At 66.0% G+C, this 26,039-nt stretch carries 20 protein-coding genes and 3 pseudogenes; 5 read left to right on the forward strand and 18 right to left on the reverse strand.

What is annotated here, in order from left to right:
• The 6 genes from AX709_RS04270 to AX709_RS04300 form a co-directional block, all read right to left on the reverse strand.
• Positions 1-2,296, reverse strand: a 2,296-nt coding sequence (locus AX709_RS04270) for a strawberry notch family protein (RefSeq protein WP_197418987.1), incomplete at its 3' end; no start/stop codon positions are given.
• 148 nt (positions 2,297-2,444) lie between these two features.
• A complete protein-coding gene (locus AX709_RS04275; protein ID WP_066547183.1) occupies positions 2,445-2,741 on the reverse strand; it encodes a hypothetical protein in 297 nt (98 codons plus the stop codon).
• A complete protein-coding gene (locus AX709_RS19545; RefSeq protein WP_443026173.1) occupies positions 2,738-3,415 on the reverse strand; it encodes a DUF6117 family protein in 678 nt (225 codons plus the stop codon). The genes AX709_RS04275 and AX709_RS19545 overlap by 4 nt, the downstream gene beginning before the upstream one ends.
• Before the next feature lie 73 nt (positions 3,416-3,488).
• Positions 3,489-3,710: a hypothetical protein gene (locus AX709_RS04290; protein ID WP_066547187.1), complete on the reverse strand. Its 222-nt coding sequence runs from the start codon at positions 3,708-3,710 to the stop codon at positions 3,489-3,491.
• Between the two features lie 60 nt (positions 3,711-3,770).
• Positions 3,771-5,915 (reverse strand): ParB/RepB/Spo0J family partition protein, encoded by a 2,145-nt coding sequence (locus tag AX709_RS04295; protein ID WP_066547188.1) that lies wholly within the window; start codon positions 5,913-5,915, stop codon positions 3,771-3,773.
• A gap of 159 nt (positions 5,916-6,074) precedes the next feature.
• Positions 6,075-7,025, reverse strand: a complete 951-nt coding sequence (locus AX709_RS04300) for an ArdC family protein (protein WP_066547190.1) — start codon at positions 7,023-7,025, stop codon at positions 6,075-6,077.
• A 233-nt stretch (positions 7,026-7,258) separates the two neighbouring features.
• Here AX709_RS04300 and AX709_RS04305 point away from each other — a divergent pair, with 233 nt between their 5' ends.
• From AX709_RS04305 to AX709_RS18140, 3 genes are read left to right on the forward strand one after another with little or no spacing between them, the layout of a single operon-like run.
• Positions 7,259-7,852 carry a DUF6088 family protein gene (locus AX709_RS04305; RefSeq protein WP_066547193.1) on the forward strand — a complete coding sequence of 198 codons (594 nt, stop codon included), beginning with the start codon at positions 7,259-7,261 and terminating at the stop codon, positions 7,850-7,852.
• Positions 7,845-8,861: a nucleotidyl transferase AbiEii/AbiGii toxin family protein gene (locus AX709_RS04310; protein ID WP_066547196.1), complete on the forward strand. Its 1,017-nt coding sequence runs from the start codon at positions 7,845-7,847 to the stop codon at positions 8,859-8,861. Before AX709_RS04305 ends, AX709_RS04310 begins: the two co-directional genes overlap by 8 nt.
• A 12-nt stretch (positions 8,862-8,873) precedes the next feature.
• Positions 8,874-9,254, forward strand: coding sequence for an ATP-dependent nuclease (locus tag AX709_RS18140; RefSeq protein WP_231727412.1), 381 nt, complete (start codon positions 8,874-8,876; stop codon positions 9,252-9,254).
• Here the strand turns inward: AX709_RS18140 and AX709_RS04315 are convergent.
• The 9 genes and pseudogenes from AX709_RS04315 to AX709_RS04355 all read right to left on the reverse strand — a co-directional run bounded on the left by AX709_RS04315 (position 9,211) and on the right by AX709_RS04355 (position 17,545).
• A pseudogene (locus AX709_RS04315) lies at positions 9,211-10,170 on the reverse strand (IS481 family transposase). The gene AX709_RS18140 and the pseudogene AX709_RS04315 sit on opposite strands and share 44 nt — an antisense overlap.
• A 63-nt stretch (positions 10,171-10,233) precedes the next feature.
• Positions 10,234-10,392 (reverse strand): annotated as a pseudogene (locus AX709_RS04320) (IS481 family transposase); the annotation flags it as partial.
• 153 nt (positions 10,393-10,545) lie between these two features.
• Entirely contained in the window at positions 10,546-11,289 is a 744-nt protein-coding gene (locus tag AX709_RS04325; RefSeq protein WP_066547202.1) for a FadR/GntR family transcriptional regulator, read from the reverse strand.
• Entirely contained in the window at positions 11,286-11,918 is a 633-nt protein-coding gene (locus AX709_RS04330; RefSeq protein WP_066547205.1) for a 2-dehydro-3-deoxy-6-phosphogalactonate aldolase, read from the reverse strand. The genes AX709_RS04325 and AX709_RS04330 overlap by 4 nt, the downstream gene beginning before the upstream one ends.
• A complete protein-coding gene (locus AX709_RS04335) occupies positions 11,915-12,808 on the reverse strand; it encodes a 2-dehydro-3-deoxygalactonokinase (protein ID WP_066547207.1) in 894 nt (297 codons plus the stop codon). The genes AX709_RS04330 and AX709_RS04335 overlap by 4 nt, the downstream gene beginning before the upstream one ends.
• 9 nt (positions 12,809-12,817) lie before the next feature.
• The gene (locus tag AX709_RS04340) at positions 12,818-13,741 is read right to left on the reverse strand and encodes a Gfo/Idh/MocA family protein (RefSeq protein ID WP_066547216.1); all 924 of its coding nucleotides are present in this window, start codon (positions 13,739-13,741) and stop codon (positions 12,818-12,820) included.
• Positions 13,738-14,730, reverse strand: coding sequence for an AraD1 family protein (gene araD1, locus AX709_RS04345; protein WP_066547219.1), 993 nt, complete (start codon positions 14,728-14,730; stop codon positions 13,738-13,740). The genes AX709_RS04340 and araD1 overlap by 4 nt, the downstream gene beginning before the upstream one ends.
• Positions 14,727-16,220: an aldehyde dehydrogenase (NADP(+)) gene (locus AX709_RS04350; RefSeq protein WP_066547222.1), complete on the reverse strand. Its 1,494-nt coding sequence runs from the start codon at positions 16,218-16,220 to the stop codon at positions 14,727-14,729. The genes araD1 and AX709_RS04350 overlap by 4 nt, the downstream gene beginning before the upstream one ends.
• An 8-nt stretch (positions 16,221-16,228) precedes the next feature.
• Complete coding sequence (locus AX709_RS04355; protein WP_066547225.1) at positions 16,229-17,545, reverse strand: sugar MFS transporter; 1,317 nt, start codon at positions 17,543-17,545, stop codon at positions 16,229-16,231.
• A gap of 215 nt (positions 17,546-17,760) precedes the next feature.
• Here AX709_RS04355 and AX709_RS04360 point away from each other — a divergent pair, with 215 nt between their 5' ends.
• Together AX709_RS04360 and AX709_RS04365 are read left to right on the forward strand one after the other, a co-directional pair.
• Complete coding sequence (locus AX709_RS04360) at positions 17,761-19,551, forward strand: IlvD/Edd family dehydratase (RefSeq protein ID WP_066547231.1); 1,791 nt, start codon at positions 17,761-17,763, stop codon at positions 19,549-19,551.
• A 9-nt stretch (positions 19,552-19,560) separates the two neighbouring features.
• The gene (locus AX709_RS04365; protein ID WP_066547241.1) at positions 19,561-20,421 is read left to right on the forward strand and encodes an SMP-30/gluconolactonase/LRE family protein; all 861 of its coding nucleotides are present in this window, start codon (positions 19,561-19,563) and stop codon (positions 20,419-20,421) included.
• A 374-nt stretch (positions 20,422-20,795) separates the two neighbouring features.
• On the opposite strand, the gene AX709_RS04370 is transcribed toward AX709_RS04365, so the two are convergent.
• The 3 genes and pseudogenes from AX709_RS04370 to AX709_RS18845 form a co-directional block, all read right to left on the reverse strand.
• Positions 20,796-22,778 carry a hypothetical protein gene (locus tag AX709_RS04370; protein WP_156454150.1) on the reverse strand — a complete coding sequence of 661 codons (1,983 nt, stop codon included), beginning with the start codon at positions 22,776-22,778 and terminating at the stop codon, positions 20,796-20,798.
• Between the two features lie 86 nt (positions 22,779-22,864).
• A complete protein-coding gene (locus AX709_RS04375) occupies positions 22,865-25,516 on the reverse strand; it encodes a TonB-dependent receptor (protein WP_082731619.1) in 2,652 nt (883 codons plus the stop codon).
• A gap of 217 nt (positions 25,517-25,733) precedes the next feature.
• Positions 25,734-26,039: pseudogene (locus AX709_RS18845) on the reverse strand (hypothetical protein); the annotation flags it as partial.

Below are 26,039 nucleotides of genomic sequence, written 5' to 3' on the forward strand. Positions count from 1 at the left end.
GCATTACCGCTTCCTCGCGATAAGCCATCTTATGGCGAGCTGCGCATAAGATCGCGAAGGCCCCGGCGTAGGCATCGTAGATGTGGGTCTGCTCGAGGGTCAGCGTGTGCTCGACCAGCTCGTATTCCACGCCGTCGAAGGAGAGCGAGCGGGCGGTGTAGAGGCCGAGCGCGCGCAGATCGCGGGCCAGTACCTCCATCGCCGCGACACCGCCGGCCTCGATCGCCTCGACGAACTCGGCGCGGGTGCTGAACGGAAAATCCTCGCCGCCCCACAGGCCGAGCCGCTGAGCGTAGGCGAGGTTGTGGACCGTCGTGGCGCCGGTCGCCGAGACATAGACGACGCGAGCGTTCGGCAGCGCGTGCTGGAGCCGCAGACCCGCGCGGCCCTGCTGCGAGGCGGCGACATCGCCGCGTTCTCCCTTACCGCCACCGGCGTTCTGCATCGCGTGCGCCTCGTCGAAAATCAGGACTCCGTCGAAGTCGGAGCCCAACCATTCGACGATCTGTCGGACGCGCGAAACCTTCTCGCCACGGTCGTCGGAGCGTAGCGTGGCATAGGTCGTAAACAGGACGCCTTCTGGCAGCGTGATCGGCCGCCCCTGCGGGAAGCGCGACAGCGGCGTGACCAGCAGGCGCTCCATGCCGAGCGCCGACCAGTCGCGCTGCGCGTCCTCGATCAACTTGTCGGACTTTGAGATCCACACCGCCTTGCGGCGGCCCTGGAGCCAGTTGTCGAGAATGATCGCGGCGGACTGACGCCCTTTGCCGACGCCGGTGCCGTCACCGATCATGAAGCCGCGCCGGAAGCGCGCGGCGTTCGTCGCATCCTCGCGCGCGGCGGTGACGACATCGAAGGTGGCGTCCACCGTCCACGATCCGGCAAGATGATCGGAGTGAGCCTCGCCGGCATAAATGACGGTCTCGAGCTGCGCGTCGGATAGCAGCTCGTGGATATTGACCGGGAGGTGCGGCCGATAGCTCGGTCTGGGCGGGGCGACCGAAGCCATCGCCGCCGATTGCACCAGCCTGGTGGGGTGCGCATGAGAACCGGCAATACGGATCGCCTGCAATCCGTATTCTTCATAGATGCCGTCGGACAAGCGGCCGCCTTCGCCCGCTAGGCCGTCCTGGGTCTTGTAGGAGAGTGGCAGGCCCTCCGGCTCGGCCATCGGCACGGCAGCAGGGACGGCCTTGGCGGTGCGGTTGATATAGCCGCGCACGCTGCGAGGGGCGGAAGCCGCGACAGCCGGGACCGTGAGGGAGGGATCGACGGCGAGCCGTGTCGGCAGATGATCGTCGAGCCAGCCCAGCAGCGTGGCGGCGTTCGAGGCAACGCCGGGTGAGGTCGGGAACACGGCCGGATCGTCGGAGGGCCGCTTGTCGATGACGGTCAGCCGCGTCGGAAACGTCGTGCCGTGTTTGGCATAGACCGCGCCGTCGATGGCGGCGGAGAAGACGATGCGCCCGCGCTCCTGCAGGCGAATGAAGGCGTCCCGCCAGGCCAGATTGTCGGGCGCGAAGCTGGCGCCGGTGATCGTGACGAGCCGGCCGCCAGGAGCGAGACGCGCCAGAGCCGAGGCGACATGGCGATATGTGGTGTCGGCTATGCGGCCTTCGACATTGGCCATCGCCGAGAATGGCGGGTTCATCAGCACGACGCTGGGCGTGACGGCGGGATCGAGGTGATCGTCGATCTGCGCCGCGTCGAAGCGGGTGACGGGAAGAACCGGGAAGAGGAGGTCCAGCAGCCCGGCGCGGGTTTCGGCGAGCTCGTTGAGCACGAGCACACCGCCGGCGATCTCAGCGAGAATGGCGAGAAGGCCGGTGCCGGCGGAAGGCTCCAGCACCCGGTCGGCCGGCGTGATGGCAGCGGCGTGGGCCGCGACCAGGCCGAGCGGGATCGGCGTCGAGAACTGCTGGAAGGTCTGGCTCTCGGCCGAACGGCGTGTATGCGTCGGCAGGAGGCTGGCGATCTTCGTCAGCGCGGACAGCCGCGCAGCCGGAGTTCCGGCTTTGCGGAAAAGCGCCTTTCCGTATTTGCGCAGGAACAGGACGGTCGCGGCCTCGCAGGCTTCATAAGCGGTCTTCCAGTCCCAAGCGCCGGTGGAATCGGATGCGCCGAAGGCGGTCTCCATCGCTACGCGCAGGGCAGCAGCGTCGACGCGCTTGCCGCATTCGAGATGGGGCAGCAGCAGACCAGCGGCCGTGAAGATGGCAGCGGCGGGTTCGCGATTGGGGCCGAGTGGAAGCTGCGCGGCGGCGGACGCCGCCGCGGATGCGGAAATCAGGGTCATGATGTGAGCCTCGGGAGAGCGGGAACGGACGAGCCGCGCGGCGCTCTCTCTCGACCGCACCGGCTCAAACCCGTTCCGGCCGCCCTCTCACTCTCGGGACGCCGGCATGGAAAAAGCGCCCGACCGTGAGGTGGGGCTTTTCCGGGGATCAGCTCCAGTGTCCGTCCGCGATCTCGCAGGCGACGAGCGCGCGGGCCTTACGGATGAGGTCATCGCCGCAGGTGTCGATGTGGCCGAAAAACCTGGCGCGGGCGCCGTTCTCGGCCCAATCGGCATAGGCGCAATATTCGCGAGCCTCGGATCGGAAGGGCCGCATGTCGTTGGCCCAGTGCGGCTTGGGCTCGATGACGACGGTGATGCCGTCCCTGGTTTCCGGCCAGGGCAGAGACCGTTCGCGCGGCGGATGCTGGCGATCCGCCGCGAAGATGGCGTCGATGTCGGTCATGGCGCCTCTCCCGCGTCGGGGCGCACGAAGCCTTCGGGATCGCCAGGATCGGGCGGCAGATAGGCGTCGTAGGGATTGCCGTGGGCGAGATGGCCAAAGGGCGTGAAGACGTAATCGCCGTCGTCCCGACCCACGGCGCAGATGACGTAGCGCGAGCTGCCCGTCACCGCGTCGAGGCATTCCATGAGGGCGAGATTGCCGTCGCCCGCCGCGCGCAGCAGGGTCTGGAAATTGGTCCTGGCGTAGGAGGGAATGCTCATAGCGGTCCTCCCTCGCCGGAGATGGTCTTGATCGAGCCAGCCATCGGTGTAGATCCTGTCCACGGTCTCGCCGGTGGCGAGGTCGAGGACATGCGCACCGTCGCCGAAGCCATCGAGCCGGGGCTTCGAGCAGGTGTTGGCGTATTGGAATCCCCATCTACCTTTGAGGCCGAACTCGGCGGCGCAGCGGTTCACGAAGTGGATGAGGCGTTCGGGATCGCCGGTCACGTCGTCGCGCATCCAGAGTTGGCTGCCGCCATGCTCCGGTTGGATTGAAAGGAGGAAGCCTTCGGAGGGTGGTTCCTCCGATGCGCCGTCCTCGGACAGGCGGTTGTAGAGATCGAGCGCTCGGGCGGCGTTCTCGGGCGTGCCGACGTCGGGCAGGCACGAGAAATGGGTGAAATAGTCGGCCATGACAGGCTCCTGAAACGAGAAAGCCCGGCGCGATGGCCGGGCTGAGTTGGGTTGAGGGATGATCGAAGACCGGTCAGTAGCCGAACCGCCAGGACGGCCAGGGCTGGCCGTCGTCGGCGGCGGCGACGGCTTCCGGCAGGTAGCCGGCATCGCCTTCGACCAGGGACGGATCGCGCACCGGCGTCTCGTCGATGATGGTGACGCAAACGACGAGGCCGTCTTCGACCTCGACGTGAACGGGCACGAGATACTGGAAGACGACGCGGCGCGTGGCGGACGGGGCGGGTTCGATCATGGAAGGTCTCCTTGCGACGATGCGGGGAAGCGACCCCAAGCCGCTCCCCCGCCGTGAGGGTCATTCGGCCGCGATCGTGAGGGCGTCCTCGTCCTCGATCTCGTCGGCTTCCTCGTCGTCGCCATCCTCGCTGAGGAAGTCCGGCAAGGCGGCATCGTCTCCGGCGTCCGCCTCCGTGCCCGGTTCGATGGTCTGCCCGTCATCGAGGTCGATCAGGCGCAGCGGCTCTGGCAGCCAGCCGGTGTCGGCCAGAAGGCGCTCGGCTTCCTTGGCCATGTCGCCCTTCTTCAGATGGTCGATGAGCTGGGCGGCCCGCTCGCCGGCGCCCTCTCGCACGGCTTCGAGGATGCGGAGCTTGGTGACGCGGCCGAGATAGTTGCCGACCGTCGGCCTCCAGCCCGCCGCCACCATGTCGAGGCCGGTGGCTCGCGCCAGCCGGTCGGCCTGCGACAGGCGCACGTCCAGCCCATGCTGGCTGACGCCCGATCCGCTGTAGGGATTGGGCCGCTCGAACAGGGCGTTCACGCCGTAGCTGACGCAATGGGCGAGCAGATCGAGGCGCGTGCCGGGGTCGAGCAGGGAGAGCCAGTCCCACAGGGCCTGGCCGTCGTCGGGAACGTGATCGCCCCAGCGCTCCTGTCGCTCGGCGACCTCGCGCGCGGGCGGGCTGTCCTTCAACTCCTCGGACTGTGCCGAGAAGAAGATATGATTGACGCGGGCCTCGAGGCAGCCGGCCGGTGCGGTGCGCCGGAAGGTGTCGCCGACCAGCTTGTGCAGCAGCATGGTCATGGCGACGTCGGGATGTTCCGCAACCGCGTTGCGCAGCGCCAAGGTGCGATGTGCGGTCAGCTCGATGACGAGGCGCTCGGGCAACGGCTTGATGCCGTCCTCCTCTTCGTCCTCCGGTTCCGCGGGCTGGCCGCCGATGGTGATGACGGCGCGTTGAACGGCGGGCGCGGCCTGCTGGCCAGCTTCACCGTCAACCTCCGGCGCATCGCTGCCTTCGGTCTCGAGGGGACGTTCATCCTCGGGACGGACATAGCCGCGATCCACCGACAGCGAGCCGTCGGCGTCGAGGCTGATGAAGACGCCGGCGACGGCGATGTCGGCCGGATCGTAGATCGTTGGGCGCTGCTCGAAGGCGTCGAGGGCCTGTTCGATCTCGCCGAGACGTGCGTCGATCTCGTCCGGCAGCTCCTCGGCTTCGGCAAATTCGGCTTCGAGCCGGTCGTATTCGTCGCGCAGTGCTTCGCGGGTGGCGCTCTCCTCCTCGGTCAGGTCGACCGTGACGCCAGCCAGTTCGCGAAGCCCATGCTGGTGGCCGTAGGGAAAGCTCAAGGCGGCCTCGACCCATTTCCAGCCTTCGCTCGCGATCTCGTCGGCGGTGGTCTTCAGCTTGTCGGCCACCATGCTGTCGAGCAGGGCCGGATCTTGCAGCCAGCCACCATCGTCCGACTGGAACAGGTCGCGCAGCACGATGCCGCCGGCCGCCTCATATGCCTCGACGCCGATGAAAACGGCCCTTTTGTCGGAGGCGCGTACCGAGGTCTCGGTCAGCATCCGGCGGATCTGATAGGGCTCCTTCTGCCAGCTATCCTTGACTGCCTCCCAGACCTGTTCCTGACGGGCATGGTCGGAGCTGACGGTGAAGGCCATGAGCTGTTCGAGCGTCATGCCATCCTCGGCATAGATCTCGAGCAAAGTCGGCGAGACGGAGGCGAGGCGCAGGCGCTGCTTCACGACATTGACGCCGACGAAGAAGGCGGCGGCGATGGCTTCCTCGGTCATGCCCTTGTCGCGCATGGCCTGGAAGGCGCGAAACTGGTCGAGTGGATGCAGCGGCGCGCGCTCCATGTTCTCGACCAGCGAGACCTCGTCGACCAGGATGTCGCTGTTGGCGTCGCCGACGACGCAGGGCACAGGCGCGGTCATGGCCAGGCGCTTCTGCTTCGCGAGCAGTTCGAGCGCGCGATAGCGGCGGCCGCCGGCGGGCACCTCGAACATGCCGCTCTCGGCGCCATCGGCGTCGAGGACGGGACGGACATGGAGGCTCTGGATGAGACCGCGACGGGCGATGGACTCGGCCAGCTCCTCGATCAAGGCGCCGGCCTTGACGCGCCGGACATTGGACTGGCTCAGCACCAGCTTGTTGAAGGGGATGTCGCGCGCCGACGACAGGGTGATCTTCTGAATGGCAGTCGCCATGTTCGTTACTCCGCGACGGGCGGCCGGGAGCCTCTCTCTCGACCTCCAACCCGTCACGAAGCGAAGCGCCGCCCTCTCACTCTCGGAGGGCAGCGCCAGGCGGGTGGAAACGCGTAAAGCCGGAAGCCCGCTTCTCCGCCTTTCCGGTTTTCAGGATCGTCACGCCGCCTGCCGCTCGTCGTCGGCCGCATCGATATCGGCGCCCGGCAAAAACCCGAGGAGCCAGTCGGCCGCCTTGCTGGCTTGGGAAGCGGCGCGCACGATAGCCCGATTGTCCTCGCGCAGCACCTCGAGCCAGGAGCCGATATAATCGGCATGGCGGACGGTAGGCGTGATGCCTAGCGAGGCGCAGCAGAAGGCCGCGTTGATCTCGGCGACCAGCTCCTCGAAGGCATATTTCTTCGAGCCGAAGGAACCCGAGAAATCGCGGTTCAGGCGCGAGGGGTGGCCCGTGGCGTGCCCTAGCTCATGCAGGGCCGTCCTGTGCCAGTTGATCGGCTCGAAATACGCCTGGGGCGGCGGCACCTGAACATAGTCGAGCGCAGGGACATAGAAAGCGCGGTCCCCGCCGATGCGGAAGTCGATGCCGGTCGCCCGGATCAGAGCCTCGACCTGCGGTTCGATGAGGCCGGGCGGAGGCGGTGGAGCCACGAAGGCGACATCCTCCGGCAGGCCGTCGCATTGCGCCGCGTTGAACACCGTAAATCGTTTGAGGAACGGGATCGCGGCAGCTTCCTCGCCGGCCTCGCGGGCGCGGCGCTTCTCGTCCTCCGGCGTGAAACGGTCGGCATAGACGACGGTGGTGCCGCGTTCGCCCCGGCGGACATTGCCGCCAAGCGACAGGGCCTGGCGGAAGGTGAGCCAGCTCTGGCCGGGAAAGTCGTGCTGGATCACCGCGCCCCAGAGGATCAGCACATTGATCCCCGAATAATGCCGCCCGGTCGCGGCGTTCCTCGGCATGGCGAGGGGTGCCTTGACCGAGGCCGATCCCCAGGGCTGGACCCAGGGGAAGCGGCCTGCCTCCAGCTCGGCGATGATCTTGCTGGTGATGTCGTCGTATAGGCTCGCACGGTCGGAGCCGGCACGCCCGTTGCGGTCATTCCTGAACATCGCGGTTCTCCGCGACGGGCGCCGGAGACCCGTCTCCGGCCCTCAACCCGTCACGGAAACCCCGTCCGCACTCTCACTCTAATGAGGGCGTTGCGGGGCCCTCCCCGCAGAAGGGGTGGGCCGAGACCCTGGCTCGGCCGCAGGGGAAGGCTTTCCCCCTTATCCGGCCTGTTCTCCCGAGCCTCCTTGAGAACTGTCAGAAACTCGCATATATTTCCAACAAGAGAAAGACGATGACACGGCTGACCGAACAGATTTTGTCGCATGCGACGGGCCTGCCCGAAGGTGCCCCTATGTCCGCCAAGAACCTGCTGCACCTCGGAAACCGGGCGGCCGTGGATCAGGCGTTGTCGCGCCTGACGGAGCGCGGGCAGCTCATTCGCGCCGGTCGTGGCGTCTATCTGCGCCCCATCGCCAGCCGGTTCGGCACGCGCACGCCTTCGGTCGAGCAGGCTGTCGAGGCGCTTGCAACCCAAAAGGGGGAGGTCATCGTCTCGAACGGCGCTGCCGCGGCGAACGCCCTTGGCTTGACGACGCAGGTGCCCGTCCGCTCGGTCTATCTGACCTCCGGGCGCAGCCGAAAGATGCACCTCGGCAAGCAGGTCGTGGAATTGCGGCATGCACCGCGCTGGCAACTGGCCCTGGCCAACCGGCCAGCAGGGGAGGCCGTGCGGGCTCTGGCCTGGCTCGGCCCGGAAAAGGCGGAGGCCGCGCTCACGACATTGAAGCGGAAGATGCCGCCCGGCGTGTTCGGCGAACTGGTCGCCGCCGCGCCGCAGCTTCCGACATGGCTCGCGCAGAGCGTCGGAAAGGCGGCGTATGGCTGACGTCTTTCTCCAGCTTTCGGCCGAGGACCGGCGCGACGCGCTGGGTGTCGCGGCCGATCGTTCGGGTCGTCCCACCCATCTTCTCGAAAAGGATGTGTGGGTGGTATGGGCGCTGGCGACGCTCTACGCCGCGCCGCTCGGCGAACATCTGGTGTTCAAGGGCGGCACGTCGCTGTCGAAAGCCTATCACGTCATTCGCCGGTTTTCGGAGGACGTGGATCTGACCTACGACATTCGGGCGATTGCGCCCGATCTGGTCGGGGACAATGGCGAGGGGCTGCCGAAGACGGGAAGCGAGGAAAAGCGTTGGTCCAGCGAGGTCCGTCGGCGGTTGCCGGCATGGGTCGCGGAAACCGTGCAGCCCGTGATCGCGAACGCCCTGGCCGCAGAAGGTCTGGCGGCGGCCATCCGCGTCGAGGATGACAAGCTCTTTATTGACTATGAGGCGACCGCGGCCGGGTCCGGCTATGTCGCGCCCAGCGTCATGCTGGAGTTCGGTGGCCGCTCGACAGGCGAGCCGGCGAGCCTGCGCGATGTCTCCTGCGACGCCGCCGGCCAGATCGACGGACTGGTGTTCCCGACGGCGCGGCCGCGTGTCATGCACGCGGAGCGGACCTTCTGGGAGAAAGCGACCGCCATCCACGTCTTCTGCCTCCAGGAGCGGCTGCGCGGCCACCGCTTCGCACGACACTGGCACGATGTTGCCCGGCTGGATGAAGCCGGCTTCGCGGAAGCTGCTTTCGCCGATCGCGAACTGGCGAACGCCGTCGCCCGCCACAAGTCGATGTTCTTCGCGGAGAAGGCCGCCGACCGCACGCCGATCGACTATGCGGCGGCGGTCAACGGAGGCTTGCGGCTTGTGCCCGGCGGCGATGGCGCGAAGGCGTTGGAAGAGGACTATGTCCGCATGGTCGAGGACGGACTGCTCTTCGATGACGCCGAGCCGTTCGAAGCGCTCATGACGCGATGTACAGATATAGCTGCGCGGGCTAACCGAATGGGGGCCTGAGGGGGGCGGGCGTTGAAGATATTCTCGGTAGTGATCGAAAATTTTCGCGGCATTCAGTCGGCCAAATTGGTGCTGCCTGATCACGCCGTGCTGATCGGCGACAACAATATCGGCAAATCCTCAGTGTTCGAGGCGATTGATCTCGCCTTGGGGCCGGACCGACTGAGCCGGCGACCACCCGTGGATGAGCATGATTTCTATCAGGGGCGCTATCTTCCCAGCCCAAACCCCGATGCTCCCGAGGGTGCGGAGCCAGGCCCCGCGCCGAAAATCACGGTCGAGGTGACGATCACTAATCTGTCACCGGAGCAGGAGGCACGATTTGGAGCCAACGTCGAGTGGCTGAATACTAGGTGTTTAGTCCCGGCATTTGGTGGATCGGGTCGACGATGAACCGGTCTGGCTCTGACGTCCAGTTCTTGGCGATGTATTCGTAGGGCGTGAGACCGCTCAGCGTCTTGAGCCGGCGGGCGAAATTGTAGGCGGCCATGAAGTCGGCGAGGTGCGTGCGCAGCTGGTCGTGGCTATCCTAGTGGAAGCGTTTGACGGTCGCCTCTTTGATGGTGCGGTTCATTCGCTCGACCTGACCGTTGGTCCAGGGATGGTTCGGTTTCGTGAGTCGGAGCTCGATGCCATTTGCGTCGCAGATCATGTCGAAGCGCATCTGGCGCGACCAGGCGGTGTTGCGATTACGCGGCTGCTCGGCGAACTGGATGCCATTATCGGTGAGGATCGTGTGAACGCGGTAAGGCACGGCTTTCAGCAGGTGTTCCAGGAACTCCCAGGCTGTCCGCCTGTCAGCCTTGTCAACCAGTTGGGTGACCGCGAACTTGCTGGTGCGGTCGATGGCGACGAAAAGGTACAGTTTGCCTTCGACGGTCTGCACCTCGGCAATATCGATGTGGAAGAAGCCGATCGGGTAGCGCTTGAAGCGCTGCCGCTTCGGCTTGTCGCCTTCGATGTCCGGCAGGCGGGAGATGCCATGCCGCTGTAGGCATCGGTGCAGCGCTGACCGGGTCAGGTGCGGGATCGACGGCTGCAGAGCGTAGAGGCAGTCGTCGAGCGGCCGCAACGTGTGGCGCCGGAACGCCAGAACCATTGCCTCCTCGGCTTCAGTCAGGGTCGTTGAATGAGGGGCCTTCGGCCCGGTCTTCAGGTCCTCGACTGTCGCCCTCTTACGCCACTTCACGACCGTTTTCGGGTTGATCCCGAGTTCCCGGCTCAGCGTCGCGAGCGAAGCTTGCGATCGCTGTATTGCTGCTCGGACGGCGTGCGTGGTCGTGGCGCACCCATGACGTACCTGTCCCATACGGCTCCCTTACATTCCAACGAAAGGATCGCACCATCAAACCATGGGATCAAACACCTAGGTCTGCGAGACGCCTTGATAACGATCGACGAACTGGACGCTGTTGTCGGTTAAAATGGTATGGATCCTGTAGGGCACGATCCTGACCAGAACCTTGAGGAAGGGGGCTGCGACCGGCTTGGTGACCTTGCGGTAGATGAGGGCAAAAACCAGCTTCGAGGTCGATCGACCGCGACGATGTCTGACATAGATACGTCTTCTGTATTTAACGCCGTCAGCACGGTCCATTAACCAATATCAGCTGCGCGCCGGAGAGCGCGCCGTCGCCGAGCGGCTACGCCTACCCGACCGGATCGAGGCACCCTGGTTAGGCCGTCAGGTCGCGATCAAGCTGTCGATCGCGCGATCGGTGTCGCGACGGCCATTGTCGATCAGCGTGCGCATCGCATTGCGTGCCGCGTCGGGATCGGCATCACGCACGGCGTCGAACACGCGCGCGTGTTCGGGGATCGGATCGCGTGCCAGCGCATCATTGCGCTGCTTGAAGATCGTCGTCCACAGGACCGCCGCCGCGATGCCGCCGGCCAAGCTCGCCACTGCCTCGTTATGCGCCGCTTCGAGCAGCGCCTCGTGAAACGCGCGATCGGCCAGCCGGCCGACTTCGGTCGCCAGCGTCTCGCGAGTCATCGTATCGAGCGCGGTCCGCATCCGGCCAACCTGGGCGTCCTCGCGGCGTCGCGCCGCCAGCGCGGCGGCTTCGGGCTCGATCATCGCGCGCAGCTCGAACAGGTCGGCGACGAATCTCGGATCAGGGTCGGTTTCGAACGACCAGGCGAGCAGATCGGGGTCGAGATGGTTCCAGCGTCGTCGCGGGTTGATCATCGTGCCCACTTTTGGCCGGCTGCTGATCAAACCCTTGCCGATCAGCAGTCGCACCGCCTCGCGATATGCGGTGCGTGAGACGCCCAGGCGTTGCGAAGCGGTCACCTCGTCCTCGAGCAGCGTGCCCGGCGGGTGACGGCCGGTGATGATCGCAATCGCGAGATCGTGCGCGATGGCGCCATGGATGCGGGTCGCTCCGCCGATACCGTTTGATCGCAGAACGAGGGATCGTCTCACGTCCCGCCGCCGCGCCAGGCTGCGACCAGCGCGGTGGCACGCGCGCTGACAGTCGCGGGCGCATCACCCGCGCGATAGAGCGCGCTACCGACGCCGATCCCGCGCGCCCCGGCGGCGATCCATTCGCCCAGATTGTGCGCGCCGGTGCCGCCGACTGCCCAGAGCGGCGTTTCCGCCGGAAGCGCCTCGGCCAAGGCGCGCAGATAGGAAGGGCCATAACCCGTCGCCGGAAACAGTTTGAGATGCGCGGCGCCTGCGGCCAGCGCGGCGAATGCCTCGCTCGGGGTGACGAAGCCCGGCATCGCCTCGATACCGGCCGCGATGCACGCCGCGATCACCGCCCGATCGCTGTTGGGCGCGACCATGAAGCGGCCGCCGGCACGCGCTAGCGTATCGACCATCGCGGGCTCGATCACGGTGCCGCCGCCGATCAGCGCGTCTTCCCCGAACGCGTCGACCAGCGCGGCGATGCTTCGCGCTGGCTCGGGCGAGTTGAACGGCACCTCGATCACGCAGATCCCGGCCTCGACGATCGCCCGCCCGATCGCGACCGCCTCGTCGGGCCTGACGCCGCGCAGGATTGCCACGATCGGCGGCGATCCGCTGGCTAGCAACGATTCGAGCGTCACTCGACCCAGTCCTCCAATAGCGCGAGCCCGGCAAGGACCGCAGCCTCGCCATCGATCCGCGACGATGCAATGCCGAAGCGGCCGAGCGCGCGGACATAATGATCGCACAAAGCGGGATCGCCGACCACCGTGATTGCGCGGCCATCGCTCCCTCCGCCCCCGCCGACGCTGGTTTCGGCGACGATCTCGCTGCCGATCAGCAGTCCCGACAAAAAACCGCGTGCCCAGTCGGGCGAGCGCGCGTCGAGCATCTGCGCGGCGCGCGCCTCGAACAGCGCGGCGACGAACGGCGTGGCGGCGCGATCGAGCCCGGCGTCGAAGCCCGCCGCCGCGTCATCGGGCCGATCGCCAGCCCCGCGCGCGAGCGTGCTTTGCCGGCTCAGCAGCGCGAACATCTCACCGGTCGGATAGGTGCGGAAACCGGTGACGGTCGCGTCGGCGACGTCGACCCATTTGGCATGAGTCCCGGGCAGCAACAGGCGCAGACGACCACAGGCGAGCGCTGGCATCAGCGCGAGCGCGCCGAACATCTGCGTCTCCTCCCCTCGCATCACGTCGGGCGCGCCATCGTTGTGGCGACAGCTCAGCCCAGCGGCGACAATCACCGCCCGGCCGCCGATTGCACACCGCGCCGGCCGCGCCGCCCAATCGTCGATCGCCGCGGGGCACGCGACATAACCGGCCTCGACCAGCGCCCCGCGCGCGCCGGCCATGCCCGCCAGCAAGACGCGTTCTGCCTCGGGCCAGCCGTCGAGCGTCGCTGCCAGCGCGGCGCGCGCATCGAGCCCCGGCGTGCCGATCCCGGGTCCTTCGCGGCGCTCGGTGGCACCGTCCGTCTTCCGGAACAGCCGCAGCCGGGTGGTGCCCCAATCGCCGACAATGCTTGCCATTACTTCGCTTTAGTCAACGAACGGTTCGACTGCCAGCGCTCGTCCGCACAGAAAGGCGTCGGCGACGAGCTGCAGCGGCGCGGTGTCAACCTCGCTCGCGCCGCCGGCCACGAGCGCTGCGAAACGCGCATAGAGGCCCGAATATTCGCGGTCGGGCGCATAGTCGCAACCGCGACCGGGCAGGGTGAGCACAGCGCCGCCGTGGGCGAGCGTACAGCGGCCGGCATCGGTATCGACGACAATGTCCCAGCTTTGCGGCCCGGTCTGTCGAAAATCGAAATCGGCGCTGACGGCGATGCCGCTTACGGTCGTCATGGTCAGGTCGGCCGCGATCGGTGCCGCGCGGTTCTCGGGGACCGACAGCGTCGCCGTGCAAACGAACAGCGGCTCGGGCAGCAGCCGCGTCACGATCGACAAGGCGTTAATACCCGGATCGAATACACCGAGCCCGCCGGGCTCCCAGATCCAGTCCTGTCCCGGATGCCACACGCGCACATCCTCGCGCCAGCTGATCGCGACGGCGCGGATCGCCTTGCCAACCAGCCATTCGCGCGCCGGCTCGACCCCCGCGGCGAAGCGCGAATGCCAGCTCGCGAACAGTGTGACCCCCGCGGCCGCCGACTGCCGCCTTAGCGCGTCGACTTCGGCGACGCTGGCACCGGGCGGCTTTTCCAAGAAGACGTGCAGCCCGGCAGCGATCGCGGCCCGCGCCGCAGCATAGCGCGCCTGCGGGGGCATACACAGCGCGACCGCGTCAACCGGCGGCCCCTCATCAAGCATCGCCTCGACCGACGTGAAATGCGGCACGTCGAGCTTCGGATCGACCCGGCTGACGGTCGCGGCAAGTTCGAACGACGGGTCGGCGGCAATCGACGGCAGATGCTGGTCGCGCGCAATCTTGCCAACACCGGCGATAGCGATGCGGATCGTCACAGCGCCGTCACGCGGGTTGGCACCGCTTCGGAACGCCGCAGCTGATTGCGCAGTGGCAGAGTGAATGGTGCCGCCTCGATCTCGAACAGGTCGCCGGGCTCGGCCCGCACCCCATCGGCGAACGACAGCGTCGCGGTGCCGAAGAAATGGACATGCACGTCGCCGGGGCGCCTGAACTGCACATATTTGAAATGATGATGCTCCAGATTGGCTAGGCTATGCGACATGTTCGCCTCGCCAGACACAAACGGCTTTTCCCACAGCATCGCGCCGTCGCGCAGGATACGGCTCATTCCCTCGACATGATCGGGCGCGTCGCCGATCAGCAGTTCGGGGCCAAGCGCCGCCGGGCGCAGCTTCGAATGCGCCAGCCAGAGGTAGTTGTGCCGCTCGGTCACATGGTCGCTGAACTCATTGGCGAGGCAGAGGCCCAGCCGGTACGGGGTTCCGCCCGGTCCGATCAGATAGATGCCGGCAAGCTCGGGCTCCTCGCCGCCATCGGCCGCGAAGTCGGGCATGTCGAGCGGTTCGCCCGGGCCGCGCAGCCCGCTGCCATCGCCCTTGTAGAACCACTCAGGCTGCTGGCCGATCGCGCCGAGCGCGGGCTTGCCGCCTTCGACGCCTTCAAGGAACATACGCATCGAATCGGTCTGATGCGTCGCATGCGAAGCCTCGCGATGCATCTTGTCGCGCCCTTCGGCCGAACCGAGATGAGTAAGCCCGGTGCCCGCCATGATCAGCCGCGCGGGATCGTCATGATCGATCGGCGCGAGGATGCGCCCCGCAGCCAGCTCGGCCCCGGCGTCGATCGCCGGACCGCGCCCCTTCGCGGCGATCAGGCTGACGAGCGGACACGACCGCTCGATCGCTTCGGCGGCTAGCATCCGGGTGCTCGTCGCGCCCGGGACGATCCACGCCGCATCATCGGCCGCGGCGATCACCGCACGGGCGCCGTCGTCGCCGCGCCGCTGGAGCAGGCGCAGCGTCACGATACGACCCCGTCGCGTAGTTCGGCGGGCAACAGCGCGGCGGGCAGGTTCTGATAGCAGACCGGACGCAGAAATCGATTGATCGCCAGGCTGCCAACGGAGGTGGTGCGCGCATCCGACGTCGCCGGCCAAGGCCCGCCATGGACCATCGTGGCGGCGACCTCGACCCCGGTCGGCCAGCCATTGGCAAGGATGCGCCCGGCCTTACCCTCGAGCAGCGGGATCAGCGACGCCGCCAGCACTTGGTCGCCCTCGTCGAGATGCAAAGTCGCGGTCAGCTGGCCCTCGAGCCCGGCGATCACGGTGCGCAACGCGTCGGCGTCGCGGCAGCGCACGATCAGCGAGGTAGCGCCGAACACCTCGTCGGTTAGGTGCGGCTCGGCGGAGATCGCGGCCGCGTCGGTCGCAAACAGCGCCGCCGCGCCGCACAGTCTGCCGCTCCCCGCCGGCCCGCGCGCCAGTGTCTCGACGGCCGCCCCGCCCGCCAGCGTGGCGACGCCCGCATCATATTGCGCGTGGATCGCGTCGGTCAGCATCGTCTGTGCCGGTGCCGCCGCGATCGCCGCCGCCGCCGCCGTCTCGAACGCGTCAAGCCCCGGCCCGGCGATCGCCAGAACGAGGCCGGGATTGGTGCAGAACTGTCCCGCGCCCATCGTCAGCGACTGGACGAAGCCGGTGCCGAGCGCATCGCCGCGCGCGGCGAGCGCGGCGGGGCAGAGGATCACCGGATTTACGCTCGACATCTCCGCGAACACCGGGATCGGGACGACGCGCGCCTGTGCCCGGCGCCACAACGCGATGCCGCCCGCGCGCGATCCTGTAAAGCCGACCGCGGCGATTCGCGGATCGTCGACCAGGGCGCTTCCTAGATCGTTGCCCGGGCCCACCAGATGGCCGAACACACCCTCGGGCATCCCGCAGGATGCCGCCGCGCGCGCGATCGCCGCCGCGACCAGCGCCCCGGTCGCCGGATGTGCCGGATGCCCCTTGACGACAACCGGACAGCCGGCAGCCAGCGCCGAGGCGGTGTCGCCGCCTGCGGTCGAAAAGGCGAGCGGGAAGTTCGACGCGCCGAACACCGCGACCGGGCCGATGGGCACCTTGCGCAGTCTGAGTTCGGGGCGCGGCAGCGGCTGGCGTTCGGGTAGCGCCGGATCGACTCGAATGCCCACGAAGCCGCCTTCGCGCACCACCTGCGCGAACAGGCCGAGCTGGGCGACAGTGCGTCCGCGCTCGCCCTCCAGCCGCGCGCGGGGCAGGCCGCTCTCTCGCATCGCCATCGTGATCAACGCATCGCCCAGCGCCTCGATTTCCCTGCCGATCCGGTCGAGGAAGTCTGCCCGCGCGGCATGGCCAGTCGCGGAATAGGGCTCGAACGCCGCCGCCGCCGCGGCGCAGACGGTCGCGACATCGGCTTGCGTGCTAACAGCGATCGGGTGCCCGAACGGCTCGCCGGTCGCGGCGTCGATTGACATAAAGCTTCGGGTCATGACGGCCTTCAAGAGATGACGGTCGCGGATTCGAGATCGGGCAGCACTCCCGTCGGCTTGGCCCCCCACAGCGCGTAGAACAGCACGTAGAGCTCGCACAGCGCGGTCAACAGGAATGATCGTTGCAGGCCGTAGGCATCCGCCAGATAGCCCTGCACGAACACCAGCGCTCCGCCGGCGATAGCCATGATCAGCAGCCCCGATCCCTCCTCGGTCAACGGCCCCAGTCCCCGGATGCCCAGCGTAAAGATCGTCGGGAACATGATCGAATGAAACAGCCCAACCATGATAAGCGACCACATCGCCACCGCGCCGCTCGCAAACACCGTCACCAGCATGGTCACGAACGCCCCGACCGAAAACCATGCCAAGATCGTCTCCGCGCGATACCACTGCATGAGCGCAGCGCCGGCGAAGCGGCCGACCATCATCCCGCCCCACAGCAACGTCAGATACTGCCCGGCCTGTTCGGTGGTCAGGTTCGCGATGTCGGGCTGGGCGATAAAATTGACGAACAGGTTGCCGACGCCAATCTCGGCGATCAGGTAGATGAAAATTGCCGGGATGCCGAGCATCAGGTTGCGGTGCTTCCACAGCGAATGCCGCTTACGTTCTTCCCTGGTGACGCGTCTGGTCGCCGATCCCATCGCCGGCAGCGGAAACCGTGCGATGACGATCGCGAGCACCACTAGCGCGACTGCGACCAGCGCATAGGGCAGGACCACCGACTGCGCATCCGCCAGCCGCTCCGCCTGGGTTAGCACTGTTCCCTGCTCGACCGTGCCGCCCCTCGACCGGCCGAGGATCAGATATGCGCCGAACAGCGGCGCCAGCATCGTGCCCGCCGAGTTCATCGCCTGGACGAGGTTGAGCCGCGACGACGCGGTCTCGGGTTTGCCCACCACCGCGACATAGGGGTTGGCGGCGACCTGCAGCAGCGTGATGCCGCTGGCGATCACGAACAGCATGACGAGCGTGACGCCGTAGGAGGGGATGCTTGCAGCCAGCATCATGCCCGTTGCGCCGCCGGCCATAATGAACAGCCCAGTGACCAGTGATTTCTTGTAGCCGATCCGCTCGATCAGCTTGGCCGAGGGGATCGAGGCTAAGAAATAGGCGACGAACCAGACGCTTTCGATCAGCGTCGCTTGGAAATAGCTGAGGTCGAAAACGCTACGCAGGTGCGGCAGCAGGGTGCCATTGATGACGGTGATGAACCCCCACATGAAAAAGAGACTGGCGAGCAACGTCAGCGCCGGGCCGTAGCCACCGGCGGATGCCGAACGCACTTCCGGAGCGATAGCTGATTTTAACGCCTGCGGCATGCCACCGCTCCCCTTGCTCAATTATATTGTCCGACTATTAAGGGAGAGGCTTTGTGTCAATGCGGCGTGAACGGAGGTAAGGTGAATTTCTCGACGGACGCAAAATTGCAGATAACGATGGCGTTGTGCCCTCCAATTTGCGGCATGCGAATCGCCACGGTCCGATCAGCGTTGGCCTATGGGGATCACATCAACGATCACTTCGCGCTGACGCCATGAGCGATGCGCCCCGCCTGCGCAGCCGCGCCTGGTTCGACAACCCAGATAATATTGACATGACCGCACTCTATTTGGAGCGGTATCTCAACTTCGGGTTAAGCCTGGGGGAGCTGCAGTCGGGCAGGCCGATCATCGGCATCGCTCAGACCGGCAGCGACCTATCGCCCTGCAACCGCCATCATCTGTTGCTGGCGGAACGTGTCCGCGAGGGCATACGCGAGGCAGGCGGCATCGCGATCGAGTTCCCGGTCCACCCGATCCAGGAGACCGGCAAACGCCCAACGGCCGCGCTCGACCGCAACCTGGCCTATCTCGGCCTCGTGGAGCTGCTCTATGGCTACCCGATCGACGGCGTTGTGCTTACGATCGGCTGCGACAAGACGACGCCCGCGTGCCTGATGGCGGCGGCGACGGTAAACATTCCGGCTATCGCGTTGTCCGTAGGCCCGATGCTTAACGGCTGGTACAAGGGAGAGCGTACTGGATCGGGCACGATCGTGTGGCGTGCGCGCCAGTTGCTGGCTGCGGGCGAGATCGACGATGCCGAATTCATCCGGCTTGTGGCGAGTTCGGCTCCGTCGACCGGATACTGCAACACAATGGGCACGGCAACGACGATGAACTCGCTGACCGAGGTGCTGGGCATGAGCCTGCCCGGATCTGCGGCAATCCCAGCACCCTATCGCGACCGGCAGGAATGCGCGTGGCGGACAGGCCAGCGCATTGTCGACATGGTGCGTGAGGATTTGAAGCCCTCGGACATCCTCACCCCCGACGCGTTCCACAACGCGATCGTGGTCAACTCTGCGATCGGCGGATCGACCAATGCGCCGATCCACCTGTCGGCAATCGCCCGCCATATCGGCGTCGACTTGCCGCTCACCGAATGGCAACGGACCGGTCTCGACGTGCCGCTGCTGGTTAACCTTCAGCCGGCGGGCGAGTATCTGGGCGAAGACTATTACCGCGCCGGAGGCGTGCCGTCGGTTGTAGCTGAGCTGATGCGCCACGGTCTGATCCGCGAAGACGCAATAAACGCCAATGGCCGAGGGATCGGCGACAATTGCCGCGGCGCGCGGATCGAGGACGAGGAGGTGATCCGCCGGTTTGACCGGCCGCTCACGACGCGCGCCGGTTTCATAGTGCTCTCGGGCAACTTGTTCGACGCTGCGATAATGAAGACGAGCGTGATTTCCGACGATTTCCGCGCGCGCTACCTATCCGATCCCGAAGATCCCGACGCATTCGAAGGCACTGCGATCGTGTTCGACGGGCCTGAGGATTACCATGCGCGGATCGATGACGGCGCGCTCGCCCTCGACGCCCGCAGCATCCTGATCATGCGCGGTGCCGGGCCGATCGGCTATCCGGGATCGGCGGAGGTAGTGAACATGCGCCCGCCAGCCTATCTGATCGCCGCTGGGATCGACGCGCTGCCGTGCATCGGCGATGGCCGCCAGTCCGGCACGAGCGGCTCCCCCTCGATCCTCAATGCTAGTCCGGAAGCGGCTTCGAACGGCGGGCTGGCGCTGGTCCGCAGCGGTGACCGCATCCGCGTCGACCTCGGTGCCGGGCGGGTCGACATGCTGGTCGGCGCGGACGAGCTGGCGGCGCGGCGCGCGGCACTAGAGGATGCGGGCGGTTTCGCCTACCCCACTTCGCAGACGCCTTGGCAGGCGATTCAGCGCGAACGCGTCGGCCAGATGGACCGCGGCGCGATCCTAGAAGGTGCGGAAGCGTTCCAGCGCATCGCCCAGACCATGGGCGTCCCGCGCAACAACCACTGAGGGAGGGGCATGGCCGACTGGCAGATTATCAAGCGCGACGTGCGCGACACCCTCGGCGAGGGCGCGCTGTGGAGCGCACGACACAACGCGCTCTACTGGACGGACATCCTGGCCCCTGCGGTCAACCGGCTGTCGCTCGATAGCGGAGAGGTCACCCGCTGGCCGATGCCCGAGGCGGTCGGCTGGCTGGTGGAGCGCCGGGCCGGCGGTTTCATCGCGGGATTTAAGAGCGGATTTGCCGAACTCGATCTTGATCCGGTCGCGATCCGCCCGATCGTGGATCCCGAGCCCGACCTCCCAGACAACCGTATGAACGACGGCAAGGCCGATGCCGCCGGCGTCATCTGGTGCGGCACGATGGCGACGAAGGCCGACCGGGACAGCGGCTCCCTATGGCGCTTCGGGGCTGACCGGCGGCCGGTGCGGATGGACAGCGGCTATCGCGTCACCAACGGCCCGGCCTTTTCGGTCGATGGTTGCTGGCTCTATCACAGCGATACTGGGCGCCGGACTGTCTACCGTTTCGCGCGACGCAACGACGGGACGCTGGGCTCGCGCGAGACCTTCCTGACGTTCGCAGAGACGGACGGTCGCCCCGATGGGATGACAATCGATACCCAGGACTATTTATGGATCGCACATTGGGGCGGCTCGCGGGTCAGCCGCTTTCGCCCCGACGGAGTGCTGGACTGCGCGATCGCCCTTCCCGCTAGTCAGGTGACCAACCTGACCTTCGGAGGCGCGAGGCTCGATCGCCTGTTCGTGACCTCCGCCGCCGTCGACTTACCGACAAGCGTCCACGACGGCGGGCTTTTCGAAATTCTTTCGCACGGTGCGAGCGGCAGCGATCCCGGCACCTTCGGTGGCTAATAAGGCCGCTGCCGTAACGATGCTGCGCGCACGCAAGGCCGAAGATCCAACCGTCGATCCACCACCACGTGGGGCGACACAGCGAGTGCTGTCGCCGAACGGCACGGCGGCGGTATGCGGGCTGTCGATGATGCTAGCGCGAGGATCTTCGACCGGACATCCACCGCCTTCAACGGCATGAAAGTCCGTTCAGCGCCGATGCCGGGCAAAGATTGTCGTTCCTTCAACACACGCAAACCAAGGAGCAGCGCGGGGGGCAACAGCTCACAGCCTCGTTCCCGTGGCGGATCGACCGCCGTTATGCACTGCCCGACCGCCAGAATGATGAATGCATCCGGCTGTTGACGTCCGATAACGTCCTCAGTCGACATCGGCTATGCCGCGTTGCGATCGACGAAGATCGTTTCGCCGCGGCGGTGCACCGTCAGCGCGTTCGACCAATAGCCGTGACCATAACGGAGCGTGGCAGTGCCATCGTCGGCAAGATGGCGATCGAGGCGGACAGGCTGCGCAAGGGTGAAGCGGGAACCGTTCCACGCCAGCGTGAAAGAGCGGGTCTCTCCCGCGCCGTCAAGCCGCAGCGTCACCGTGTCGATCAGGTGGGTACCGATGCCGCGCGGGATGTCGGCGAATAGGCGGACGGGCCGAGCAGCCGGCCAGGTTTCGATCGGCCTTCCATCCACATCTTCAACACCAATCGTGCCATCGAGCGTGATCAGTTCGGCAAGCGACATGTTGTAGCTGGCGTTGAACGCCACCCACCCTTCGGGGTGCCGGAATGCGCCCGAAGGATTGTATGGATAATGCTCGTTCGACGCGCTCGAGCTCAGCGTGCCGCGGACTAGTTCAAGCCGGGCGCAGATGTCGGGTGGGTAGTGCACCGGCCACCCGCGCTCCACGCCAAAATAGTCTTTCACGCCGTGATTTGCCGCGTGCGCGCCGATCGGATTGCGGCCCGCGAGCGTATCGAGGTGTGCAACGCCGATCGCCCGCAGCCGGGCGGCGCGGGAGGAATCTACGCGGGCCAGCCACGCCGTTACGCCGGGTAAGCCAGCAACATTGCCGACGTCGTTCCAGCCGCTGCCGGGCTTGACCACCGCAGGTTGCGGGCTTTCCGCAGACCAACGCGGCGGACCCCACTGCGTCTCGTCCCAGCGGCGAAAATCCCACATGTTTTCGGAGCGCGCCTCGATCACGGCTGCATAGCGGCGTAGGAAGTCAGCGAGTCCAGGCGGGGCAGAGTCCGGATGGTGGAGCAGGAGGGCGCACAGCCCCGTTGCCAGCCGGTTCTCGCTCTGCCGCTGCCCCTTGGTGTAGCGCGGATCGGTGAGGTCGACGTTAGCGATGATCCACGCCGCCTGCGCCCGCGCGGCGGCGGTGTGGCGCTGCGCGGCCGCCGGGTCGGCCGCGCGCACTGCCTCGGCCATCATCAGGTTCGGCAGGATGGAATGGCCCGGCGCGTGGCGGCCCTTCAGCCCCCCGACCTCGGTAATGACATCGAACAGGCCGACCTTCGGCCATAGCGTGGTCGCGACCTCCTGCACGCGGCGCGTGAACTCGGGAGCGAACCATTGCCGCAGGGTGGGCAGCGCGTGGAGGAAGAAAGCGAACTCCTCCACCGTCTGCGCGTGGATCGCCGCGGGCGTGGTCTGGTCTGAGGGGTCCTGAGAAACAGGCGACAGCAGCGAAAAGCCGATGCCCCAGTGGATCAGCGCGATCGCATCGGGCACGTCTCCACCAATGGGTGGCGGCAGCTCACGATAATAGCGGCGTGCAGTCTCTAGCGCACCGGTATCGCCGGTGTCGCGAATCCAATGAAAGTTAGGATCAAGCAACCGGTCGCAGTCGGACTGGCGCTCGATCCGGCGTGGCAGATTGAGGAAATAATCCGGATGCGCGCACCACAGGGTTATCAGCGATGCCGTCTCATAAGAGTAAAAGGTGCCATCGCGAAAAGCGCGTCCGCCATAGGCCGAGGGGTGGGTGCCGATCAGTGAGCGCACATCAGTAAGGAACGGCACGACCATATCTAGCCCAGCACTGACGGGCAAATGGGGGCCTATGTCAAATGGATCGGACTGAACGGCGGGATCGTCGACAAGCCGCAGCACATATGCGCCCCCGTCCGAGGCCCCCGGTCCAAGGTGGGCGGAGGAGAAATCGCCAACGCCGCCGTGCAACAGGCCAAGATGGCACCGCCGTCCGGATCGCCGATCGATCAGCTCGAACGCAGTTTTGTCTGCGACGCCAACTGCTGTGAACCGCTTAACACCATGCCGCGCATAGCCGGTCTGGTTGACGAAGAGACGACGGGGCTGTTGTGCGCTGGCCGACATAAAGGCGGGGAGCGCCAGCACCGCTCCAGATGCTCCTAACAGCGCTCGTCTCGTTGTCCGCATGCCCGCCCCGTCCTATTTTAGGGATTGTCGCGCCGCCGCGATGATCAGAATTTCAGCGCCACGCTGGCCTTGTAGATCCGCCCGAACGTGACGTTCGTCCGCAACGCCTCTTCCACGCCGTCATAGGTTCGCTGCTGCTCGTCCAGAATGTTGTTGACCTCCAGTCCGAAGGTCAGCTGCTTGCTGAGGTCGTAGCGCAGCGTCGCGGAAAGGTCGGAATAGGGATTGTTATAGATGCCGGTCGACGCGCCCGAAAGGCCGATGAGATACTGGTCGCGCCAGTTATAGGCGCCGCGAATGCTGATCCCGTCCTTCTCGTAATAGGCGACGATGTTCACATTGTTTCGCGACAGTCCTGGGAACGGCAGCGTCCGACCGACCGAGTCGCGGATCGGCGTCTCGGTGTCGATATAGGCGTAGGTGGCGAGCACTCCGAAGCCATCGAACGGCGAGGGCAGGAAGTAGAAGGGTAGCTGGAGCAGGGCTTCGACGCCCTGCACCTTCGCGCCGCTGCCGTTAATACCGCGCGAGATGAGATAGTTGACGCCGTCATACACCTCCGGCGTCTGCCCGGCGATGATGAAGGTCGACACGTCCTTGTAGAAATAGCCAACTGAGGCGACTGCGCGCTGGCCGAAATAGTATTCGAGCGAAACGTCGTATTGGTCGGCCTTGAACGGTTCGAGGTTCGGCGATCCGCCGTTGCCGCCGCCGGGGGTGATTTGCCGCCCCTGGGCGTCGAAGGTCGCCGCGTTGTTCAGCGAAACGCCGTTAGAGAGCGATGTGGTGTTCGGATAGGACACGACCTGCGCCGCGCCTGCGCGCAGGATCAGCCCGTTGTTGAGATCGAGCTTCGCCACGAACGAGGGCAGCCATTCGTTGTCGCTGCGCGGAAAGGTGATCGGCGTGGCCATTCCGTTGCCGGCGATCAGGTTGCCGGTGGAGCGCAACTCGCGGTTCACGTAGCGGACGCCGACATTGCCCGATAGGATCGCCGACCCGATGTTGATGCCGTAATCGAGCTTGCCATATGCTTCGACGAAACGTTCGTTGATTCGGCTGAAGCTGCCGATCGCAGCCAGCGAGCTTCGAGGATCGACGCATTGGGAATTGCCGGTGATGGCCGGAAACGCGGTGAACGCCCCGCAGCCGTCGACCGCGCCATTCGCCGACAGGAAGCGGGTCGGCAGGCCGGGAAACAAGCCGCCCAAGTCTGGATTCGAGTACAGCTGCGTAAAGTCCGCCAGCTGCGTAGCCGGGATGCCGCCCGCGGGTCGGATATCGATGCGCTTGGGATCGGTGACGAACTTCAACCGCGAGTACCGCGCGCCTACATCAATACTCCTGAGGAAGCCGTCGCCGAGATCGTAGTTCCAGTCGTTGCGGACCGCGAATTCCTCTGTCCGCGCGATCGCCGTATTGTCGAATAGGATCGTGAATCGAAGCTGAGCAGGATCGGTTAGGTCGATCCCCGATATGTCGTAGGAACCGAAGGAGCCCCTGGTAAAGTCGAAGTCTACGATAGGCGTGAGTCCGGCCACCGGCTGCAGCCGGAAATAGATCTGCTTGCCGGAGTAGGTCGATCGACTGTACGAGACCTCTCCGGTGGTGGTGAGCCGATCGCTTGCACGCAGCCGCCCGCGCAGCGCGGAGCTCCAGACGTCGGCATCGGTGTTCAGGAATTCGGTATTGGTGAGGACATTCGTGGTGGCCCTGCCAGACAGCAGGATATCGTCAGGTGAAAAGGTTGGGTTGCTGAGACCTGCCGTAGGAGAGAACGAGAGCCAGAGCCGCTCGCGACTCGCATCCAGGTTCGAGTAGAATGTGTCGGCTATGATCTCCACGTCCGGACTGGGACGCCACTGGATGACGCCGTTCAGGCCGAGCGACCTGCGTGTCTCGTTGATCGCCTCCGGCCGCGCGTCGGTGTTGCCGAAGCGAGTCCCACCCGTGCCGTCAGTGAAGCGGCCATAGCCCGAGAAGGTGTCGAGGCCGAGCTGGGACACCGGCCGCCGGTTGTAGGAGGCGGACACCAGAATGCCCAACGTGTCATCGGCGAACCGCTGAGAGGCGAGGCCGAACAGCTCGTAACCGGCCCGATCCGCCTGCTCGCTGTAAATGCCCGTGATCTTCGCGACATATTGAGCCGGCGTGTCCAGCGGAGTGCGGGTCCGGATATCGACGATGCCGCCGAGGCCGCCGCTCAATTGGTCCGCGCCGGCCAGCTTCGTTACGCTCAGCTCGCTGATCAGCTCTGAGGGGACTTGCGCCAGCAGGCTGTAGGTGGACGTTCCGAGCGACTCCGCGCCGGTGCCGCCGCGGCCGAACGCGTCGTAGATCTGGCGACCGTTGAAGAGATAGACATTCTGGCGAAGTCCACGGATCGACACGCTGGTTCCTTCGCCGATGCCGCGATCGACTTGAACACCCGATACGCGCGCAAGCGATTCGGCGACGTTGCGATCCGGCAGTTTGCCGATGTCGTCCGCAACGATTGCGTCGACGAATTGATCGGTGTTGCGCTTCAGGTCGGCCGCGCGCCCGAGGCTGTTGCGAATACCGGTGACAACGATGTCCTCATCGGTCGCCTCCGTCGCCGCGCCGGCGTTCGCCGCCTCCTGCGCGCCGGCCGACATCGGCACGGCCAGTGCGATCAGCGCGGCCGACAGCTTCAACTTGGTTGAATAAGCTCGCATCGTTCCCTCCCGAACTTGCCGGATGCCTCCGACTTATTTCGGGCCAACGGAGCTTATATAGCGACAATTGTCAATGCGCTTTCGCGGGATGGCCGGCCATTGACGAACGTCGAGGCGCGCGGCGGCGCCTTTGCCGCTTCGGACCAACGCACACTCAGGTCCTTTCGAATGTACCATCTATCAGTACATAGAGTTCCGCGCCGATCGGCGCGGCGACTCAGTCGGGGTCGAGAGCCCGACCGCCGACTACGCGCAGCAGCACCAGCGCCATCGGGTGCAGCACCGCCATGAGCAGGAAGACGGGCGTGTACGACACGGTGCTGACGAGCTCGCCGATGGCGCCGGTCGACACCACGCCCCCCAGCCCCGCGCCCGCCGCGACGAACCCGAACACCGACGCGAGTCGCTGCGACGGGTAGCGTTCGATGATCAGCGTGCTGAGATTGATCTGCCAAGCCAGCTGGCACAGCGCGACGACCACCATCAACGCGAAGGTGAACGGAATCGGCGGTCGCAACGCGAC

It is taken from the genome of Sphingomonas sp. CCH15-F11 (assembly GCF_001557005.1).
In the GTDB taxonomy this organism is placed as follows: Bacteria; Pseudomonadota; Alphaproteobacteria; order Sphingomonadales; family Sphingomonadaceae; genus Sphingomonas.

Excerpts from the sequence above, each read along its gene's own strand:
- AX709_RS04355 (WP_066547225.1), bottom strand. The coding sequence starts at position 17,545 with ATGCCGCAGGCGTTAAAATCAGCTATCGCTCCGGAAGTGCGTTCGGCA.
- AX709_RS04300 (WP_066547190.1), bottom strand. The coding sequence starts at position 7,025 with ATGTTCAGGAATGACCGCAACGGGCGTGCCGGCTCCGACCGTGCGAGC.
- AX709_RS04360 (WP_066547231.1), top strand. The coding sequence starts at position 17,761 with ATGAGCGATGCGCCCCGCCTGCGCAGCCGCGCCTGGTTCGACAACCCA.
- AX709_RS04375 (WP_082731619.1), bottom strand. The coding sequence starts at position 25,516 with ATGCGAGCTTATTCAACCAAGTTGAAGCTGTCGGCCGCGCTGATCGCA.
- AX709_RS04335 (WP_066547207.1), bottom strand. The coding sequence starts at position 12,808 with ATGGCAAGCATTGTCGGCGATTGGGGCACCACCCGGCTGCGGCTGTTC.
- AX709_RS04310 (WP_066547196.1), top strand. The coding sequence starts at position 7,845 with ATGGCTGACGTCTTTCTCCAGCTTTCGGCCGAGGACCGGCGCGACGCG.
- AX709_RS04365 (WP_066547241.1), top strand. The coding sequence starts at position 19,561 with ATGGCCGACTGGCAGATTATCAAGCGCGACGTGCGCGACACCCTCGGC.
- AX709_RS04305 (WP_066547193.1), top strand. The coding sequence starts at position 7,259 with ATGACACGGCTGACCGAACAGATTTTGTCGCATGCGACGGGCCTGCCC.
- AX709_RS04350 (WP_066547222.1), bottom strand. The coding sequence starts at position 16,220 with ATGACCCGAAGCTTTATGTCAATCGACGCCGCGACCGGCGAGCCGTTC.
- AX709_RS04295 (WP_066547188.1), bottom strand. The coding sequence starts at position 5,915 with ATGGCGACTGCCATTCAGAAGATCACCCTGTCGTCGGCGCGCGACATC.
- AX709_RS19545 (WP_443026173.1), bottom strand. The coding sequence starts at position 3,415 with ATGGCCGACTATTTCACCCATTTCTCGTGCCTGCCCGACGTCGGCACG.
- AX709_RS04275 (WP_066547183.1), bottom strand. The coding sequence starts at position 2,741 with ATGACCGACATCGACGCCATCTTCGCGGCGGATCGCCAGCATCCGCCG.
- AX709_RS04290 (WP_066547187.1), bottom strand. The coding sequence starts at position 3,710 with ATGATCGAACCCGCCCCGTCCGCCACGCGCCGCGTCGTCTTCCAGTAT.